16 protein-coding genes and 1 pseudogene are annotated in these 18,213 nt (G+C 59.7%); 7 read left to right on the forward strand and 10 right to left on the reverse strand.

Going from position 1 to position 18,213, the window contains the following annotated elements; genetic code table 11:
- Positions 1 to 113: 113 nt before the first annotated feature.
- The 4 genes from LGH83_RS08790 to LGH83_RS08805 form a co-directional block, all read right to left on the reverse strand.
- Positions 114 to 1,373, reverse strand: a complete 1,260-nt coding sequence (locus tag LGH83_RS08790) for a sugar ABC transporter permease (protein ID WP_227401457.1) — start codon at positions 1,371 to 1,373, stop codon at positions 114 to 116.
- Positions 1,370 to 2,188, reverse strand: coding sequence for an ATP-binding cassette domain-containing protein (locus LGH83_RS08795; protein ID WP_227401458.1), 819 nt, complete (start codon positions 2,186 to 2,188; stop codon positions 1,370 to 1,372). The genes LGH83_RS08790 and LGH83_RS08795 overlap by 4 nt, the downstream gene beginning before the upstream one ends.
- A gap of 96 nt (positions 2,189 to 2,284) precedes the next feature.
- Positions 2,285 to 3,373 carry a sugar ABC transporter substrate-binding protein gene (locus tag LGH83_RS08800; RefSeq protein ID WP_227401459.1) on the reverse strand — a complete coding sequence of 363 codons (1,089 nt, stop codon included), beginning with the start codon at positions 3,371 to 3,373 and terminating at the stop codon, positions 2,285 to 2,287.
- A gap of 105 nt (positions 3,374 to 3,478) precedes the next feature.
- Complete coding sequence (locus LGH83_RS08805; RefSeq protein ID WP_227401460.1) at positions 3,479 to 4,360, reverse strand: AraC family transcriptional regulator; 882 nt, start codon at positions 4,358 to 4,360, stop codon at positions 3,479 to 3,481.
- A 410-nt stretch (positions 4,361 to 4,770) separates the two neighbouring features.
- Between LGH83_RS08805 and LGH83_RS08810 the strand changes: the two genes are divergently transcribed.
- The 4 genes and pseudogenes from LGH83_RS08810 (at position 4,771) to LGH83_RS08830 (ending at position 10,774) form a co-directional block, all read left to right on the forward strand.
- Positions 4,771 to 6,330, forward strand: a complete 1,560-nt coding sequence (locus tag LGH83_RS08810) for an FGGY-family carbohydrate kinase (protein WP_227401461.1) — start codon at positions 4,771 to 4,773, stop codon at positions 6,328 to 6,330.
- Between the two features lie 135 nt (positions 6,331 to 6,465).
- A pseudogene (locus LGH83_RS08815) lies at positions 6,466 to 7,568 on the forward strand (IS701 family transposase); the annotation flags it as partial.
- 317 nt (positions 7,569 to 7,885) lie between these two features.
- Positions 7,886 to 8,458, forward strand: coding sequence for a recombinase family protein (locus LGH83_RS08825; protein WP_227401462.1), 573 nt, complete (start codon positions 7,886 to 7,888; stop codon positions 8,456 to 8,458).
- A gap of 534 nt (positions 8,459 to 8,992) precedes the next feature.
- The gene (locus tag LGH83_RS08830) at positions 8,993 to 10,774 is read left to right on the forward strand and encodes a retron Ec67 family RNA-directed DNA polymerase/endonuclease (RefSeq protein WP_227401463.1); all 1,782 of its coding nucleotides are present in this window, start codon (positions 8,993 to 8,995) and stop codon (positions 10,772 to 10,774) included.
- Positions 10,775 to 11,230: 456 nt separating this feature from the next.
- On the opposite strand, the gene LGH83_RS08835 is transcribed toward LGH83_RS08830, so the two are convergent.
- Positions 11,231 to 11,986: an SDR family oxidoreductase gene (locus LGH83_RS08835; protein ID WP_227401464.1), complete on the reverse strand. Its 756-nt coding sequence runs from the start codon at positions 11,984 to 11,986 to the stop codon at positions 11,231 to 11,233.
- Between the two features lie 90 nt (positions 11,987 to 12,076).
- Here LGH83_RS08835 and LGH83_RS08840 point away from each other — a divergent pair, with 90 nt between their 5' ends.
- From LGH83_RS08840 to dmeF, 3 genes are all read left to right on the forward strand, one after another.
- Entirely contained in the window at positions 12,077 to 12,985 is a 909-nt protein-coding gene (locus tag LGH83_RS08840) for an AraC family transcriptional regulator (protein WP_227401465.1), read from the forward strand.
- A gap of 250 nt (positions 12,986 to 13,235) precedes the next feature.
- On the forward strand, positions 13,236 to 13,508 hold the full coding sequence (locus LGH83_RS08845) for a metal/formaldehyde-sensitive transcriptional repressor (protein ID WP_227401466.1): 273 nt from the start codon (positions 13,236 to 13,238) through the stop codon (positions 13,506 to 13,508).
- Positions 13,509 to 13,518: 10 nt separating this feature from the next.
- Positions 13,519 to 14,772, forward strand: coding sequence for a CDF family Co(II)/Ni(II) efflux transporter DmeF (gene dmeF, locus LGH83_RS08850; protein ID WP_227401467.1), 1,254 nt, complete (start codon positions 13,519 to 13,521; stop codon positions 14,770 to 14,772).
- A 26-nt stretch (positions 14,773 to 14,798) separates the two neighbouring features.
- On the opposite strand, the gene LGH83_RS08855 is transcribed toward dmeF, so the two are convergent.
- From LGH83_RS08855 to LGH83_RS08875, 5 genes are all read right to left on the reverse strand, one after another.
- On the reverse strand, positions 14,799 to 15,905 hold the full coding sequence (locus LGH83_RS08855) for a nickel/cobalt transporter (RefSeq protein WP_227401468.1): 1,107 nt from the start codon (positions 15,903 to 15,905) through the stop codon (positions 14,799 to 14,801).
- Positions 15,902 to 16,567: a DUF1007 family protein gene (locus LGH83_RS08860; protein WP_227401469.1), complete on the reverse strand. Its 666-nt coding sequence runs from the start codon at positions 16,565 to 16,567 to the stop codon at positions 15,902 to 15,904. Before LGH83_RS08860 ends, LGH83_RS08855 begins: the two co-directional genes overlap by 4 nt.
- A 37-nt stretch (positions 16,568 to 16,604) precedes the next feature.
- Entirely contained in the window at positions 16,605 to 17,138 is a 534-nt protein-coding gene (locus LGH83_RS08865; RefSeq protein ID WP_227401470.1) for a cytochrome b, read from the reverse strand.
- A gap of 53 nt (positions 17,139 to 17,191) precedes the next feature.
- Positions 17,192 to 17,551 carry a DUF305 domain-containing protein gene (locus tag LGH83_RS08870; RefSeq protein ID WP_227401471.1) on the reverse strand — a complete coding sequence of 120 codons (360 nt, stop codon included), beginning with the start codon at positions 17,549 to 17,551 and terminating at the stop codon, positions 17,192 to 17,194.
- Positions 17,552 to 17,806: 255 nt separating this feature from the next.
- A complete protein-coding gene (locus tag LGH83_RS08875; protein WP_227401472.1) occupies positions 17,807 to 18,202 on the reverse strand; it encodes a hypothetical protein in 396 nt (131 codons plus the stop codon).
- Between the last annotated feature and the right edge of the window lie 11 nt (positions 18,203 to 18,213).

Genomic DNA, 18,213 nt, shown 5'->3' on the forward strand with positions numbered 1-18,213 from the left:
CACTTGCTAGCGAGGCCGTCGCTCACAGCAAGCACTACCCATGCGCGACTGCGCCGTGCGCCCGAGAGAACCAAACAGGCGTTTTGGCATGCTTCAGCCCGGTGGCCCATTGATTAGGCCCGCCCGTGTGACACTCGCGACCGCCGTGCCAACGAGTCGACAATCACGGCAATCGCCAAGACGCCACCGGTGATCATGTAGCGGAGCGAGGACGACAGATCGAGCAGCGTCAGGCCGCTCGCGATCGACTGGATCACGATGATGCCTACGAGCGCCGCATAGGCGCTGCCTCGGCCTCCGAACAGGCTCGTGCCGCCGATCACAGCTGCCGCGATTGCGTCGAGGTTGACATCTCCCGTCCCGGCTTGCTGGCTGGCAGAGGCCAAGCGGGCGGATGACAGGAACCCCCCGATGGCGGCTAAGGTCGAGCAAAGCATAAAGGCGCTGGTATAAATGCGGCGGACGTTGATGCCCGAGCGGCGGGCAGCCTCACGATTGCCGCCGACCGCCGTGATCGACCGACCCCACTTGGTCTGCGTAAGAGCATAGTTCGTGGCGACCACAAGGGCCACGAAGAGGCCAAACATCCAAGGAATCCCGCGATCCTGGTTAAGATAGGCAACGATTATCTCGACCACGACCGTGATCGAGATTGCCCGAACCAGAACGCCGCCGACTGACTGCGCCGACAACCCTGCCGCACGCCTTCGGTCGGCTGTGCGCAAGCCTGCCACAAGCGTAGACACGCCCGGCAGCGCTGCGATCCCGTAGGCGACGACATGCGGCATGAACAGGGATTGGCCGAACGTGACGACCGGCGAGCCGTATGGAAGGTTGATCGATCCCGTATTGCCCAGAATGTAGAGCTGCAATCCGAGAATCGCGAGCAATCCAGACAGGGTCGAGACAAAGCTGGGCATCCCAAATTTGTTAAATAGCACCGCGTATAAAAATCCGACGCAAGCGCCAGCAGCCATCGCGGCCAGTATAGCAAGCCCGACTGGCCATCCCTGGTTGACCCAGAGAACTCCAACCATCGCGGAGGCGAAGCCACTGACGGATCCTACCGAAAGGTCGATCTCTCCCACCATCAGGATACACACAATTCCCAGCGAGATAACGCCGACTGTCGAAGAGTCGTAAATCAAATTTACGAGGTTGTTACTCGACAAGAAAATCGGATTTAGGCTCTGGAACACAGTCCAGATAATCGCCAACCCCACGATGACGGGCAGTGAACCTAGGTCACCCGAACGTACCCGGTTGAAGAACGCCCGAATGGCTCCGCCGACGCCCGCCTCATGTTTGACCCGGACATCGCTTCTGTCGAGCAGCGGGACGGCGGGATCAACCCTCTTGACATCTCCATTCATCGCTGGGCTCCCGCGAGATCCTGCTCGGCTTGGCGCCGTTCTGATCGGCGCGATACTGAGTTGTCCGAAGCGCCGGTAATCGCGCTTATTAGGTCTTGATTCGAGGAATCAGGATAGAAGATGCCGTTGTTTCGACCCAAGCGAAGGACCACGATTCGGTCGGCGACGGCGCGAACATCTTCCATGTTGTGGCTGATCATCACGACCCCGAGGCCGCGGTCGCGGACGCGTTCAATCAGATTCAGCACCTCTGCCGTCTGAGCCACACCGAGGGCTGCGGTCGGCTCATCGAGCAAGATCAATTTGGGCTCAAGCAACAGCGACCGAGCGATTGCAACGGTCTGACGTTGCCCCCCCGAAAGCGATGCGACAGGTTCACGAACGCTCGGGATCCGCGCCGACAGCTCCCGCAGAAGCGTCCAGGCCCTGACCTCCATAGCAACCTCGTCGAGGTGCAGCGGGCGTAACTCCTTGCCTAAGAATATATTGGCAACAACGTCGAGGTTCTCGCAAAGCGCGAGGTCTTGAAAGACCGTGGCGATGCCTAGTGCTAGGGACGCCCTCGGACCAGCGAGGTTGACGGGCTGGCCCTGGAACGAGATTGTTCCGGTGCTCGGCTGGAAGACACCCGCCAAAATCTTGACGAGGGTAGATTTTCCGGCGCCGTTGTCGCCAACAAGCGCCACGACCTCGCCGGCACGCACATCGAGGTCGATGTCAGTCAGGGCCGATACGGCGCCAAAATGCTTCGAAATGCCGCGCAGGCTTAGGACCAGATCTTCTTTCGACGCTGCTCTGTCGGAGGCCTCTGTCATGTCATATTGCCTTTTACCGATATTCAGGGACCTACACTGATTGGGTGTGACCGCCCCTCAAGGCGGTCACACTCTATCGCGCCAGTAGTTTCACTTTCACGGAGTGATGCCGAGCTTCTTGCATCCGTCGGCATAACGGCCGGTGCAGAGCTCCGCAGCTGTCTGGATCGGCTTGCCATTGATCATCTTGTCAATGATTTCTGCCTTTAGATTATCCGCGGTTACGACGGCTGGCGTGAACAGTTTTGAGGGCGTGTCGTATAATGTCATCTCCGCCTTTGGCGTCTCGCCCGAAAGTAGCGCGACCGCGATATCGGCTGCCGCACCCGCGACGATCTCGCTTGGCTTAGAGATTGTGTTATACTCATCGCCTGCGATGATTAGTTGGAGGCCGGCAATTGTCGCATCGTTGCCGGTAATCGGCGGGACGGGATCCACGCCGGCTGCCTTGAAGGCAGCAACCGCTCCGCCACCGGTGCCGTCATTGGCCGCGACGACGCCGACTATTTTCTTGTTGAAGCGAGAGATCTGGCCGCTCACCCATTGCTGAGCCTTTGCCGGGACCCATTCGGGAGTATCATACTCGGCAAGGGTAGCGTAGCCGCTGTCCTCAAGACCTTCGTGAATTCCCTTCTTGATGAGGCCGGCAGCTGCATCGGTCGGTGAACCATTAACCTCCAGTAGCCCGACATCTGCCGTCGGGACCTTGGACGCCTTGAGGTGCTCGACGAGAGACTGAGCAATGGCTTTGCCAATTCCCTCATTATTGAAGGAAACGTAGTAGTCCGCCGGAGCTGAAGGGATCGGCCGGTCGTAGGCGATGATCTTAATGCCTTGGGCCTGGGCCTGCTTTACGAGCGAGGCGGCGGCGGTAGAGTCAACCGGATCTATCACGATCGCCTTGGCGCCCTGGGAGACGACTGAGTTGAACTGCTGTTGCTGCCGGGAGGCGTCACCATCCGCATTTTGATAAAGTACGGTGCAGTTTGGGCAAAGCTTTTTCATCTCCGCGACAAAACCGGGGTGATCGTGCTGCTCGTAGCGCGTGGACGCCTGGTCAGGCATGAGGAACGCGACCTTGGCATCTGACACCATTGCCGCAGATGCAGCTACAACGCCAAGAATCCCGAAAGCCAACGCCGTCGCCGATGTGGTAAGATAGTGGCATTTTAATTGACATTTCATTTGGTGTTTCCTCTCGTCTGGCTTTACGCCAGTTTGCTGACGTTCGGATTGACTGAACGGCGAGTGTGAACGCGAAAACCACTGCGCCGGGGGTATGCGCGGCAGTTACGCAGCTGCCGCGAAATGACTTGCGCGTCGGCGCAAACTGCGGAACATAGAAGGTGACATACCCTTCAAAGCCAGAAACTGTCGGTTGAAATTAGAGACGTTTTTAAAACCAACTTCATGGCAAATCGCTGTTACCGTGAGCTTGTCTTGGCCGAGATGTTGACAAGCAAGCTCAATACGTAACGAATTAACATACTGCACGAAGTTGATACCTGTGTGCTTGCGGAAGGATCTCGCAAAAGTGCTGACGCTTTGTCGACTCAATTTTGCTAGGTCCGGCTCTGTCAAGTCCTCTGTTAAATTTCGGACAATGTGCTGGAGCACTTTGTTCATATTCGCTGATAGATAAGCGGACGGTTGCGGCTGAAAACCAATGCTCGCAAGCGGCATCCGCTCGTGCGCGTGGCCAATAAGGTCGAAGATCGCGATAAGTAAACGTATCCGGAGGGCACCCGTCGCGTGTAGTAGGTCTCGCATCAAGCCGCCTACACTGTTGGCCACAGACGGGGCAAATCGAACACCACGTATCGACTCTTGGAGTAAGGGCAGAAGGAACCGAAGCTCTGGAAATGTCGAGAGGCAATTAGATACGAATTCACCAGTAAACTGCAGAACTAGGCACCGTTCATCGACTGTTTCACCATCGGGCAGGTCGCTGATCCAATTGTGCGGCAGGTTCGGGCCGACCAAGACCAGTTCTCCCATTGCGAACTCACCAATATGGTCGCCGACGTAGCGAGTGCCGTAAGTCGCGGTCACGAAGTGGAGCTCGTACTCCGGATGGAAATGCCAGCGGACGGTTCGAAATGGGTAGCCGTGCGACCAGACCTTAAAAGATCTGTCCTCACCAACACCCACCAATTCCAGATCCGGTTCCACCCTACGATCCTCCCCTATTCGTGCCGACACCCTTTGCTTCTGGTGCCCTAGCTACACAGACCATCGCCGAACGTCGTACGAATGTCTGTCATCACCGACCTCTTCGGGCCGTCGGAGGCACAACCGTACACCCACGCAGCGATCGATGGCTACGCACTTTGCAGCGCAACATCGATACTATTTCGGCGTTTCGCGTCAGATGATCACGAGCGTCCTCAGCGGTTCGATGCAAACCCGTTGCATTAAGACTAGAGGGCTAGAAAGAACTGATGGGACGTGTCCGTCGTACGCCTCGATCGAGACACATTCCTTCGCGCCATTGGCGAGCTTGCTGATGGCCAAATCTTGATTGATATTGGTCCTAACGGCGATCACCTGACTAGCGAACGGTGTCGTATCGGGAGGACTTCATGAGACGGGACATTATAATTGGGATCGATGCGGGAACCTCGGTCATCAAGGCAATTGCGTTTCGGTCGGACGGGTTGCAGATCGCTGCCTTCGCTCTCCCAAATATTTATGGACACATTAAAGGCGGCGGCGCCGAGCAAGATATGCTAAGGACGTGGAACGATACGGTCGCTTGCATACGCGGGCTTGCTGAGCTTGTGCCGTCACTGGCCGATCGTGCTGCCGCTCTGGCAGTTACGGGCCAGGGCGACGGCACATGGCTGATCGATGACGACGGGGTGCCGACGGCGCCAGCAATGCTGTGGCTCGATGCTCGAGCTTCGACCATCGTTGACGGTTTGCGAGGCTCGGAAGCTGAACGGCGCGTCTACGAGCATACCGGAACTGGGCTGAATAGCTGCCTTCAAAGTATTCAGCTTCTATGGCTAAGGCGTCAACGACCCGATGTCCTCTCTGCTTCCAGTACTGCGTTCCACTGCAAGGACTGGCTATATTTTAAGCTTACCGGGGATCGAGCCAGCGACCCTTCGGAAAGTCTGTTTACCTATGGAGATGTGCGAACACGATTGGTCGATCCGGAGGTCTTAATCGCTCTTGGACTTGTGGATGAAGCACGTCTTATTCCCCCCATTGTTGACGGGCTGCGAACACTTGGCAGGCTGAGTCGCGAGGCCGCTCGAGAGACCGGTCTGTCGCTCGGCCTACCAATTGCTCTTGGTTATGTTGATATTGTAGCGGCTGCACTAGGAGCCGGGATTTACGACCGCGACGAACCTGCCGGCTGCACGATTATGGGCTCGACCGGAATGCACATGCGCCTGGTCCGGACGGCAGACGACGTGAGGCCGTCAACTGATATGACCGGATATACAATCGCTTTCCCGCTTGGGGCAAGCTACATCCAACTTCAGTCTAATATGGCATCGACTCTTAATCTGGATTGGATAATAAATTTTGCTCGGGGCATACTTCATGATCAGGGCGTGTCAGTCTCGCGAGAGCAGTTCTTGCAGTCGGTCGATGTCCGGGTTCTGGGTGCCGAGCCCGGATCCCTACTGTACCATCCATACATTTCCGAGGCGGGCGAGCGCGGACCTTTCGTTGATTCCGCCGCACGGGCGCAGTTTATGGGGCTAGCGGAAGTGCACAGATACGACGACCTCCTTAGAGCTGTTATGGAGGGCTTAGCGTTTGCGGCACGCGATTGCTACGAAGCGATGGGAGACATCCCTCGAGAAATTCGGGTGACTGGAGGGGCTGCGCGATCTCAAGCGTTGAAGGTCATCTTGGGTGCCGTACTCGGCGCGGACATCCGAACAAGTTCGCGCGAGGAGGCGGGTGCCGCGGGCGCCGCGATGACTGCTGCGGTAGCCCTCGGACTTTATTCCGATATGGAAAGTTGCACAGATCAATGGGCGTCGCCGCTACTGCAGGCACCCACCCGACCAGACAGCGAGCTGGCAAGTCGTTACAATCGTCTTTTTCCAACGTATGTCGCAGCCCGTCACTCAAGTGCTCCCGTCTGGCATGCGTTGAAGGCAGCTCAGGCTACAAACTGATTTCTGCCCTGTATCGTTGCATTGCTTCGATCCTCTACCGGCTCGGACGCGGCAGTTTGCGTAATCATCCTAACACTACTTTGGCAGATAGACTGGAACCGGGTGGATCCATCGCGGATTCGCGTGCCATGATGGATGGCGCGGGCGGCGGCGGTGGGCTTCGGAGAAGGCTGGCAAATTGATCTCGAACGGTGGCTCGAGCCTTTCCTGGCCGGGCTGTCGCACCCGGCCCGTCGGCGCATGTGCCCCCTCTACATTGCTGGCTTGATCGGCCCGGGGGGACCGCAAGAGCGTGCAGCCGATGGCGGCCCGGTCCGGTGGGGTGGGCTACGACCAGCTTCACCATTTCGTCGCGGCGGGTGTCTGGGACAGCGCCCCGCTCGAGGCGGCCCTGCTGAAGGAGGCTGATCGTCTGGTCGGGGACGAGCGCGGTTTTCTCGTCATCGACGACACCACGCTGCCGAAGAAGGGGCAGCATTCGGTCGGGGTCGCTCCGCAATATGCTTCCGCGCTCGGCAAGACGTCCAACTGCCAGTCGCTGGTCTCGGTGACCCTGGCATCGCGCGAGGTGCCGGTGATGGTGGGCCTGCGCCTTTTCCTGCCCGAGACCTGGACGGCCGATCCCGAGCGGATGAACCGGGCGGGCGTTCCCAAGGACCGCCAGGTCGCGTCGACAAAGCCGGAGATCGCCCTCCAGGAGATCGACCGCGTGGTCGCCTCCGGTACCCGCTTTGGCTGCGTGCTGGCCGATGCCGGGTACGGCTCCAGCGGAACGTTCCGTCAGGCCCTGAGCGAGCGCGGCCTGCTGTGGGCCGTGGGGCTGTCGCGGCGTCAGAACGTCTATCCGCGGCCGATGTCGCCCTGATCTTCCCTGTTGCGAAGACCGGCAAGCGCCGCCAATACCACATCCCCGACCAGCCGCCGGTCGCCGCCGAGACGATGCTGGCCGGCGAGAAATGGCAGACGATCAACTGGCGGCGCGGCACCAAAGGCCGGCTGACCTGCCTGTTCGCCGCTCGACGTGTCCGTGTGGCAGACGGCCACAAGCACCGATGAGCGACAATCGCATGCAATGCATGCCGGGCGACGGTGTGTGGCTTGTCGGCGAAAGGCGGTCGGGTGGGGAGCAGAAGTACTATGTGTCGAATCTCCCGCCCGAGACCCCATTCAGAAAGCTCGCCGCCACGATCAAGGCCAGATGGATCTGTGAGCAAGCTCATCAGCAACGCAAGGAGGAAACATTCATCGGCGGGCAGTTACTCGCCCTCGTCCCTACCAGGGTGCTGCTGCCCGCGCTCGCGCTGATCCTGCTTGTTTCGTCGGTGAAGGTCTGGCGGCACACCTGACACAAGATCTAGACCACGTATAGACGTCCCCTTACCCGCGACCAGATGCGCTTCGGCAAGCGCCTGATCGTGCTGGGTCCGACCACGCAACGACGCCGTGTGGTGCGTAAATCAAAACTTTCGCAACGCTGATCACAAGCAACGAAAACAGTCACTTAGTCCATGCGGAAGTCACTTGCGTAAGTCGGTCGCGACCGTAATGTCAATGAATGGCGACGATCGGTTACGCGCGCGTGAGCACTGATGGGCAGACGGTTGAAGCTCAAAAGCAAGCTCTCCGAAGTGCTGGGGCCGACCGGATCTTCGCGGAAACGGCGAGCGGCGCGAAGACCGACCGGAAAGAACTTGCGAGGGCCCTGAAGGCTCTCGGTGCCGGTGACACGCTGATCGTGACGCGATTGGATCGCTTGGCCCGTTCGACCCGCGACTTGCTCAACATTCTCGATACAATTGCGAAGGCCCGGGCTGGCTTCCGATCCTTGAGCGATCAATGGGCCGACACAACCACACCCCATGGCCGACTCATGCTCACCGTGCTTGGCGGCTTGGCCGAATTTGAGCGGGAACTCATCCGTGCCCGCACCGGTGAGGGGCGTCTGCGAGCCAAGGCCCGCGGCGTCCACATGGGACGGCCGTCGAAGCTGACGCGCCATCAGCGCGAGGAGGCGCTCGAGGCGCTTAGTCTCGGCCATGTCTCGCAAGCCGACCTGGCCCGTCGGTTCAACGTCGATCAGGCGACCATCTCGCGTATGGTTCGGCGAGGCGCAGTACTCGCGGGCTGACACAAGCGAATTGAGGCTGATGGCTGACGGCCCCTGAACTGGTCTCATTGCACGTCAGGTGCTTTCCTTGCCGCGTCCTGTATGCGCCAACAGCCGACATTCTATGGTTGCCGCCTTCCGGACATTCGAACGGACTCGTTGTTCGGAGTTCTCCGGCCCAACCCAGACATTCAGAACGTTTGCCAACCTCCATCGAGAACCTCCCGAGAGAGATCATCCTGGGCATGTCGAAAGCCGCTCCTTCAATGGCGCGATCATCGATACTTGCTCAGCGAACGCCGGTGTTGATCTCCAGCGAGGCGGCGGCGCGCGCCGGCCGGGCCGGCTTGCGGTCAGGTCTCGGAACTTGACCCTGCGCCCGTCTGTGGTAAGTTCCTCGTCAGGCTTACAGGCAGACTTGTTATCACGTCTCGTGATATATGAACCAATGTGACCCAATGTTTGCTCACCGAGGGGCGATACGATCGATCAATCGATGGGCGATCCGTGCCTACGCGTAGGAGTGCCTGTAAGCCGTTTTGAACATCAAGAAAAATGCTTTTAGAACTTAGACAGGCCGACACGCTCGAAAGATTTGCGGCTCTTCTGAATTACACGCCGTCCGGACTGTCCTTCATCCTTTATAAGATGGACGCTGCGTCCAAATACACGACCTTCGAGGTTACGAAAGCGAGCGGCGGCGTCCGTATGATCCATGCGCCGCATATCAAGCTCAAACGCCTGCAGAAGGCGTTGGCCAACATCCTGCTGGCCTGCAACGTAGAAATCGAGACAGCAACGCCGCGGCGGCCCTTGTCGCACGGGTTCGAGAAAAAGCGGTCTATCTTCACCAACGCCTGGGAACATAAAAACCGGCGTTACGTCCTTAATCTGGACATCGAAGACTTCTTTCCGACCATCAATTTCGGGCGGGTGCGGGGTTTCTTCATCAAGAGCCACGACTTTACCCTTCCAGAGAAGACGGCCACCCTCATCGCGCAGATCGCATGTCGGGACGGAAAGCTTCCACAGGGGAGCCCTTGCTCGCCGATCATCGCGAACCTCGTCGCGCATCTGCTCGACGTCCGGCTGGTCGGCCTCGCGAAGCGATCTAACTGTTCCTACACCCGCTACGCCGACGACATCACCTTTTCCACGAACCAGCAGGAATTCCCTGCTGAGCTCGCGGCCGAGGATCCTCCGCGTTCAGGAACCTGGGTGTTGAGCGAGGCACTCATCGCGCAGATCACCAGAACTGGGTTTACGGTCAACAACGCGAAGACGCGGATGCAGTGCCGGCCCAGCCAGCAGCTGGTGACCGGCCTGACCGTCAATCAAAAGGTGAATATTCGCGCCGCGTACTATGCCAGAGCGAGGATCATGTGCAGCTCGCTTTTCAATCACGGGCACTATCACGTGGAGATGGAACCCGCGCCCGCCCCGGCTCCAGGCGGAACCCCCGGCAAGCCAAAACCGAAGCTTCTCACGAAAACAGCGACGCTCGAGGGTATCCTTAGTCACATCTACCACATCAAGCATGCGCAAGAGCTGAAGTCCAATCCTGAGACGTATAAAGCCAAAGATCCTGAGGCAAAGAAGAAGACAAACCAGAAGAGGGAATATCCGGGTTATCGCAAACTCTACAAGAAATTTCTGTACTTCCGGCACTTCGTGAGCCCGACGGCTCCTCTGGTCATGTGCGAGGGGAAGACCGACAATATCTACCTGCGCAGCGCACTCAAGGGTCTCGATCCGTCCTATCCTCGTCTCGCCGAGGTCAAAGACGGCAAGCTCTTCACGAAGGGGCGTTTTCTAAAGCACTCGCGCGCCGAGCACGACATCCTGGAACTAAGCGGCGGAAGCGGCAATATCGCAAACTTCATCGCTCACTATCGGAGTGCGGTCTTTAATTATAAGCACCGCCCTATGAAATATCCGGTGATTATCCTCCTAGACAACGACTCAGGAGGCAATGCCGTCTTCAATCAGGCAAAGGAGATGTTCAAAATCAGGGTCGGGTACGACACGACAGAGGCGTTTTATCACCTCTGCCACAACCTCTATCTGATCAAGACGCCAGAGATGGGAAGGACAGGCGAGTCCTGTATGGAGGATCTATTCGACGAGAAGACCCGCAAAGAACTGGTTGATGGGAAAACCTTCAATCCGAAGGCGGATAAAGATACAGCGACCCAATACGGCAAGATGGTTTTCGCGGACCGTGTTGTGCGCGCGAACTACGCGATGATCAATTTCGATAAGTTCAAGCCATTGCTGGAGAGGATCGTCGCCGTGCTCGATCACTTCGACGCTAACAAGCCGAAGGCCGCTACATAAAATGAGAACGGGTTTGTCTTTTCTCACGTAACGTCGACCGATGCAAAGCACCTATCCATCACTCTCGACAATACCAACCCAGCAAACTTCGCGCTACACGAGTTGCAAGGCATTGAGATTAAATACCGATAGTCTACCTACTCTAACAAGTTCGAGTTGGGGGCGCACACGTTCGGTCTATTACGAAATACGGAGTTTTGCGAAACGCCTGTCGCGCCTCATCGGACAATTCCAGGTGGGGACTGGGGCTTCCCAAGCCATGCGGCCGTCCACAGCCGAGCGGTGTCACAGCCCGTCAAGGCGATGAAGACTACCGGCCGTGGCGGTGCTGCCCCGAAGCCGCAGGAGGCGAGTTGGGAAGAGTTCTAAGACACGGGATGTCAGTCTATTCCAAGGCGGACGTCATGCGTCTGCCTTGTCAAAGCTGACGCGGTTCTACCTATTGGGCTTGGCGGCTTATGCCCGCTTAGCCGCTTCGGTCCATGCCACGGCGTCGGCGCCGGCAGGTAGCCGCATTGGGCACGTCGGATCGGTCGCTGCACGCCACACTGCTTCCGATACGTCCACCGCCTGCGTGACTTCTTCCGTCGACTGCTGCATGCGAGCGAATATGTGCGTTGCCAGCTCACCGTAGGCTTCAGGGATGTTCATTCCCATGCGGGCGAGGCTGTTAGCGCGAAAAGCGGTCTGTGGAGCCCTACCTGGAATGACAAGCCGCACGCGCACGCCGAATTGCTCTAGCTCCAGCGCCAGGGACTCGGTGAAGGCGTTCACCGCCGCCTTGCTGGCCGTGTAAACGGAAAGCAGAGGCAGCGGCAGCACCGTCACGCTCGATGTCACATTAACCACAACGCCAGAGCGCTGCTCCCGAAACTGTGGCAGTACGGCCCTGGTCATGGCGATGGTGCCGAGCGTGTTTGTCTCGAATACGTCGCGGACTGTGTCCATCGACACGCCTTCCAAGGCGTTCATCAGGCCGACGCCCGCATTGTTCACCAGGACGTCAATCGGCCCGGCCGCCGCTACGGCACGCGCGATGCTGTCCGTATCGACCACGTCTAGCGGCAAGACCCGGAGCCGGTCGGAACCGGGTAGGATGTCCTCGCGCGGCATGCGCATGGTGGCGATGACCGTCCAGTCGCGGTCGAGAAAGTAGCGCGCCGTCTCAAGTCCGAACCCGGACGAGCAACCGGTGATGAGAATGGTTTTCATATGATCTCCTGTTGTTACATACGAAATGATAGCCGGGCTGTATCGGACCTGCTACCGTAGGAAATCCGTATTGCATTGGTATAAGTCCGAATGTCTGACCCGCTCACTCTCGTTGTCGGCCTGCTTCAATCGCACGCCTCGTTCTCGAAGCTCGTCATCGCAGGAGGTGCTTGGGCCGTGCGGCGCTCGGATGAGGGGCGTCCTTTCTACTGCGTTGTGCTCGACGGTTCATGTCGCCTGTCGGTGGCCGGACAGACGCCGATCGCGCTCCATCGCGGCGATTTCGTTCTTGTGCCTGCGGCGTACGACGTTGCCGCTTCGAGCTTTGATGCGCCGCCAGACGGCATCGAGCCTGAAAGGGTCGAGATCAGTCCCGGCGTGTTCCGGCTTGGCAGCGCCGACGTACTGCCCAATGTCCGCATGCTCGTCGGGCACTGCGCGTTCGGCTCGAACGACGCCGATCTGCTTGTGTCGCTGCTGCCCCAACTCATGCTTGTTCGTGGCCAGGGCCGACTGACCACACTCGTCGAACTTCTGAACGAGGAGTGGCATGCTAATCGGCCAGGTCGCGAGGTGGTTGTGGCGCGCCTGCTCGAGGTCCTGTTGATCGAGGCGCTACGCTGTACGGCGGGGCCTACGGCTCCTCCCGGGCTGCTGCGCGGACTTGCCGACGACCGGCTCGCCGCGGCGCTGCGTCAAATACATTGCCGTCCGCGCCAGGCTTGGACGGTGATCGACCTGGCGAGGGAGGCGGCGCTCTCGCGGTCCACTTTCTTCGAACGGTTCAGGCGTGAGGTGGGCATTGCGCCCATGGAATACCTGCTGGGTTGGCGGATGGCGCTGGCGAAGAATCTGCTGCGCCAAGAGAAAATTGGTGTGGCTGAAGTCGCCGAACAAATCGGTTACAGTTCGGCGAGCACATTCAGCACAGCGTTTACTCGGCACGTTGGAATACCGCCCATCCTCTACGCGCGGGAGCAGCGTGGAAAATTACATTGAGAAGTGCAGGTGTTTTGGATGCATGCCTTAGCTTAAATCTACAATCGAATGCGATAACTGCCATTACGGCATTGTGTAGAATTCTTGAGTTTCGCACGGCCTATTCCTTCACCAGGCTCTGGTGGGGCGCATCGCGGCATACCGGACCTTCGGCCTTTGGGGGCGTAAGTCCAATACGGGGGATGCTACTCAAACTTGAGTTGCTCTTGACTAATATAGCCCCCTACCCTACCTGTAGGTTGAGGACGACATGCATACCATCAAGGACAAAGCGAAACTCATGGCGCGGGTCCGCCGTATCCGAGGGCAGGCCGAAGCGCTCGAAAGAGCGCTAGAGGCCGAACTCGGCTGCGCCGATGTGCTGATGCTTGTGGCTTCCATGCGGGGCGCCGTCAATGGACTGACCGCCGAGGTCATGGAAGATCATATCCGCAACCATATCGTCGATCCCGACAAAGAGGATACAGCCCAGGCAAGGGGCGCGTCCGAATTGATTGAAGTTCTCAAAACATACATGAAATAGAAATTATGAAATGACACAGACTGTTGCAGCCAACGACCTAAGCCATACCCACGTGTTCCTCGGCGACGAACACGAAGCCAATAAAAACCGGACATGGTGGGTTATCGTGCTGTGTGGCGTGATGATGGTCGCGGAGATCGTCGGGGGTCTCATGTTCGGCTCGATCGCCCTGGTGGCCGACGGGCTGCACATGTCTACTCACGCGGGTGCTCTGCTGCTCGCAGCCCTCGCCTATAGCTTCGCCAGCCGTCACGCGACTGACCGCCGCTTCACCTTCGGCACCGGCAAGCTCGGCGACCTGGCAGGCTTCAGCAGTGCAATCGTTCTGGCAATGATCGCCCTGCTGATCGGCTACGAAGCCGTAAGCCGCCTGTTCGCACCCGTTGCGATCCACTTTTCAGAAGCTATCCCAATCGCCTGTTTCGGCCTTGCCGTGAATATCGCCAGCGTCTGGCTGTTAAGCGGCGGCGGCGGCCACCACCATCACGGCCATGGTCATAGCCACGGCCATGACGATCACGCCGACGCGCACGCTGAGGAACATTGCGTCGCTTCCGGCAGCGGCAGCCTTTTCCTGAGCATCTTCGAGGATGGAGTTGTGCCGCGCTTTCGGGTCAGATTCGCGGGCATGGACAAGCCGCGCGAACTGACCGTTACGACCATGCGGCCCAATGGGGAATTGCATGCGTATTCGATGGTCGACCAGGGCGGCTATCTCGAGTCTGCCGAAGACATCCCCGAGCCGCATGCCTTCAGTGCCCGTCTTCGGCTTGTGGATGCGACCGGCCCACAAACCCATAATCTTGCTTTCGAGGAACACGATCACGGCCCCGAGGGCGCACATCACCGCGACAACAACATGCGCGCTGCAGTCATTCATGTCATGGCGGACGCAGCCGTGTCCGTGCTGGTCATCGTGGGCCTGTTTCTCGCCCGTGCTTTTGGCTGGTTATGGATGGACCCGCTCGCGGGTATTATCGGGGCCTGCGTCATCGCAAGCTGGTCTTACGGCCTCATCCGCGACACCGGCGCCATCCTGCTCGACATGGTCCCGGATGCGGGAACCGAGCGCAGCATCCGGCAGACGATCGAGGCAGCAGGTGACCGCCTGAGCGATCTTCACCTCTGGCGTCTCGGCCCTGGCCATCTGGGGGCCATCCTCGCCGTCGAAACACGGCAGCCAAGGAGTCCGGATTTCTACCGGCAGCAGCTAAGCCGCTTTCCGTCTCTGTCCCATCTGACCGTAGAAGTGCGGCAGCTCTGATCTGAGCACCGGATTGCCGCCCAGCCTCAGGCGCCCACACTGGTGACCCCGAGGAACAGACCGGTGCCAAGCAGCAGGATGAGAACGCCCGCACAGGTCTCAAGCCCGCGCAGAACCAGTTCGCCTCGCGCGGAATCCCTGCCCGATAGCCTCACGGCCAGTCCTCCCGCCAGCACAGCGAAACAGGCAAGGGCACTGGTCGTGATCGCCGTGCCAAGCGACATCGCCAGGGTAGCGGCAACACCGGCCGCAAAGATGCCTTGCGCCAGGGCGAACACCAGAACCAGGATCGCCCCTGAACAAGGCCGCAGACCTGCGGCGACGACGGTCATCAATGCACTGGTCCAGGAAAACTGATCGCCCAGCGTCTTCGGATCGGGCGCATGAAAATGGCCGCAATCGGCCCCGTGGACATGCCTTGCACGGCCATGAGGCGGGTTGGCATTAGCCGCAGGCGCGTGATGGTGGTGCCCGTGGTCGTGGCCGTCACAGGCCCCATGGTCATGAAGGTGATGATCGCGCCCCATTAAGCTCTGGTTGACAGAGGCGTCGCGGTGCGACCGCCAGGCACGCACGAACGCGCCGCCCTTGCGCCACACCAGCCAGCAGCCGAGAACGGCAATGCCGGCGTAGCTCAGGCTCTCGACGACACGGGCGGCATCCGTCATCCGTTGAGCCGTCGCATGGAAGACGAGCGCCAGCACGCCGATCAGCGCGATCGCGACCAAGCCTTGCAGCGCAGCCGCCAGGAAAGAGATGATCACGCCCCTTTTGAGGGCGCGCTCGTTGGCGAACATGTAGGAAGCGACGACAGCCTTGCCGTGGCCTGGCCCTGCCGCGTGAAACACCCCGTACAGGAAACTCAGTCCCGACAGCGTCCAGATGGCGGACCCGTCCGTATTGGCGGCGCGGACCGCGCCTGACAGCATCTGCTCAAAGGCAGTCTGCTTCGCCAGCAGCCAGCCTGAGATGCCGGTGGCACTGCCGCCCCCTTCGGAAATACCGACGCTGAACGGGTTATGGGCCTGCGCGAGTGCGGGGGCATGCCCCGCAAGCCAGGCCATGAAGCCGGTGCAGATGCAAAGGGCCAGCAACGATCTTCTGCGGTTCATCACTATCCTCTCGATCGTCACGGGCAGGCAATGATGGCGCGTTCGGCCAGCTTGATGCCGAAATCCATGCCGGGCGACAGGTTGGTGAAGAAGGATTCCGACAGCTTCTGATTGTCGGTCGCGTCGAGCGCCTTTGGTTTCGAAACCGACGCCGAGCAACCGCTTGGCGCGGCGCTGAGCATCACCGGCGTTTTGTCATCGAGGCTGAAAGCCACGAAGTAGGTCGGATCGTAGACCGCGAGCGACAGCACGGTTTTGGCGCTGGCCGGCTTCTTCAGCGGCAGCGTGAAATGCAGCGTGACCAGCTTGTCGCTGCTCTCCTCCGACCAGTAATCCACCGGGGCATCGAACTCGCTCTGTTTCCCTGCCGCCTTGACCACCGTGAAATAGCCGAACTCGGCCAGCGACTCGACATTGGTTTTTGCGAGCGGGGCCAGCTGCTCCCTAGTTAGAACCTGGCCTTCCGGCCCCAGGCCCTGGACGATGAAGGACGAGTACATGTCATCGAACTTCCAGGTATGGCGGACACCCGTTACCAGCCCGTCCGGGCCGAAGATTACCTCCTCTTTCGCCACGACGAACACATGCGGATGCGCCTGCGCCGCCACGGCCGGCAACACCGCCGAAGCGACCAGGCCGGCCCGGAACAAGGATTTTAATCGCAGGGATAGCGGCATGGTCATGAGCCCTCGTTGGGAGGAAAGGTGATGGCGATCCGATTCACCGGAACGGCCACCGCACGCCGATGCGCTGCAACGCGGCGTCGCGCAGCACGAACTGGTGCCACAGCGCCGCCGCGACATGGGCGGCCATCAGGCCGAGCAGGACTTTGAACAACACCACATGCACGGCGCTGACCGGCCACCAGAAGTAGGAGGCGACAGCTCCGGTGAACCCTTCGGCGATCAGCACCACGTAGAACGCGGCATGAACCAGCCCGGTCAGGCGGGCAGTCGCCGCGCCCTTGCCGTGCCCTGCGGGAGCCGGCACTCCAGCCCATAGCCGGTAGGCCAGGCGGGCGATCATGACGGCCGTAAGCAGCAGCCCGACGCGGTTATGCAGGACGTGCAGCAGCAGGTCGGTCGGATTCTGCTTCTGTCCGATCGTATGCATGCTGTGCGTGCGCACGATCGCGCCGCTCGTGCTGTATTGCGCGATCAGAAGGGCCACGACGATCCAGTGCATCGTCGCCTGCACCCAGGTGTAGGCCTCGGGCCTGTGCCTCCCGCGGCCGGCCAGCGGGCCGGATGTCATGCTCCATTCCCTTCGCGGGAGACGCCCGGCCGCATAGCCCGCTGCTCCGGCTACTACTTGCCGTTCTTAGCCAGCCAGGCCTTCATCTCGCCGATCTCCGTCTCCTGGGCCTTGATGATGTCGGCCGCCATCTTCAGCAGCATCGGGTCCTTGCCGTATTTTACCTCGACCTTGGCCATGTCGATCGCGCCCTGGTGGTGCGGCATCATCATCATGACGAAGTCCTTGTCGGTCTTCCCGGTAGGCTTCACGTCCATGTTCTTCATCATGGTCTGCATGGATGCCATGAACGCCTTGTCGGCCGGGCTGGTCTGCGCGCCCATGTCCATGCTCTTGCTCATGTCGTCGGCGCGAGCCAGTGCAGGTATTCCCATCAGGGCGATTGCAGCAGCGATCGTGAGATAGTTCTTCATCGTAGTCTCCTTGGGTTTGGTAGGTTGGACGAGCGCCTTCCGGCCCCCGTATCCGGCCCGGTCCTTGTTGGAACCGGCCCTGAATTCATGGCCGTTGGCGAGCCTTGGCGCGATCGTGTGACGATCGCCCGGCATCAGCGTGTGCTGAAGTGGACAGGTACGAAAGCCGCCTAAACGCGGCGCGGTCGAGTATCTGCATGGGATTTCTCTGTTGAGCGTGCGAAGTCGCAGCGCCCGGCAGGGAACGCCGCGCGGTCAGACGTTCAGTAACAGCCGGGGCGGGCGTTTGAGGCCGCTCAGAGAATGGCTTTCCAGGGTCGCCAATTCAGGAAAGGCGATCCGCTTGTCCGGCTTGGCAGCCAGCACCAGGGACACGGAGGCAGCCGAAAGGACCAGTGTGCAGCTGACGCCGCAACAAGCCGATTTACAGGGTGTTTTGCCATGCGTGTGGCTGTCGTTGTCGTGATCAGCCGGGAGCGAGACGGCAGCGAAATGGTCTGACGCGGATGACGCGGCCGTGGCGTGGCTCGATGAAACAGCCGTGTCCGCCGCCGGTTCGCTCATCGCCCCGCCATGCAGCGCAAGCGCCATCATAGCCACCATGGTCAGGCAGCCCGTCAGGTGACGAATGAAGATCCAGCAGCGATTCATCTGGCAAACAG

Source organism: Lichenihabitans sp. PAMC28606 (assembly GCF_020616535.1).
GTDB lineage: Bacteria > Pseudomonadota > Alphaproteobacteria > Rhizobiales > Beijerinckiaceae > Lichenihabitans > Lichenihabitans psoromatis.

Coding starts and splice junctions, on each gene's coding strand:
- LGH83_RS08790 (WP_227401457.1), bottom strand. CDS start 1,373: ATGAATGGAGATGTCAAGAGGGTTGATCCCGCCGTCCCGCTGCTCGAC.
- LGH83_RS08795 (WP_227401458.1), bottom strand. CDS start 2,188: ATGACAGAGGCCTCCGACAGAGCAGCGTCGAAAGAAGATCTGGTCCTA.
- LGH83_RS08800 (WP_227401459.1), bottom strand. CDS start 3,373: ATGAAATGTCAATTAAAATGCCACTATCTTACCACATCGGCGACGGCG.
- LGH83_RS08810 (WP_227401461.1), top strand. CDS start 4,771: ATGAGACGGGACATTATAATTGGGATCGATGCGGGAACCTCGGTCATC.
- LGH83_RS08825 (WP_227401462.1), top strand. CDS start 7,886: ATGGCGACGATCGGTTACGCGCGCGTGAGCACTGATGGGCAGACGGTT.
- LGH83_RS08830 (WP_227401463.1), top strand. CDS start 8,993: ATGCTTTTAGAACTTAGACAGGCCGACACGCTCGAAAGATTTGCGGCT.
- LGH83_RS08835 (WP_227401464.1), bottom strand. CDS start 11,986: ATGAAAACCATTCTCATCACCGGTTGCTCGTCCGGGTTCGGACTTGAG.
- LGH83_RS08840 (WP_227401465.1), top strand. CDS start 12,077: ATGTCTGACCCGCTCACTCTCGTTGTCGGCCTGCTTCAATCGCACGCC.
- LGH83_RS08845 (WP_227401466.1), top strand. CDS start 13,236: ATGCATACCATCAAGGACAAAGCGAAACTCATGGCGCGGGTCCGCCGT.
- dmeF (WP_227401467.1), top strand. CDS start 13,519: ATGACACAGACTGTTGCAGCCAACGACCTAAGCCATACCCACGTGTTC.
- LGH83_RS08860 (WP_227401469.1), bottom strand. CDS start 16,567: ATGACCATGCCGCTATCCCTGCGATTAAAATCCTTGTTCCGGGCCGGC.
- LGH83_RS08865 (WP_227401470.1), bottom strand. CDS start 17,138: ATGACATCCGGCCCGCTGGCCGGCCGCGGGAGGCACAGGCCCGAGGCC.
- LGH83_RS08870 (WP_227401471.1), bottom strand. CDS start 17,551: ATGAAGAACTATCTCACGATCGCTGCTGCAATCGCCCTGATGGGAATA.
- LGH83_RS08875 (WP_227401472.1), bottom strand. CDS start 18,202: ATGAATCGCTGCTGGATCTTCATTCGTCACCTGACGGGCTGCCTGACC.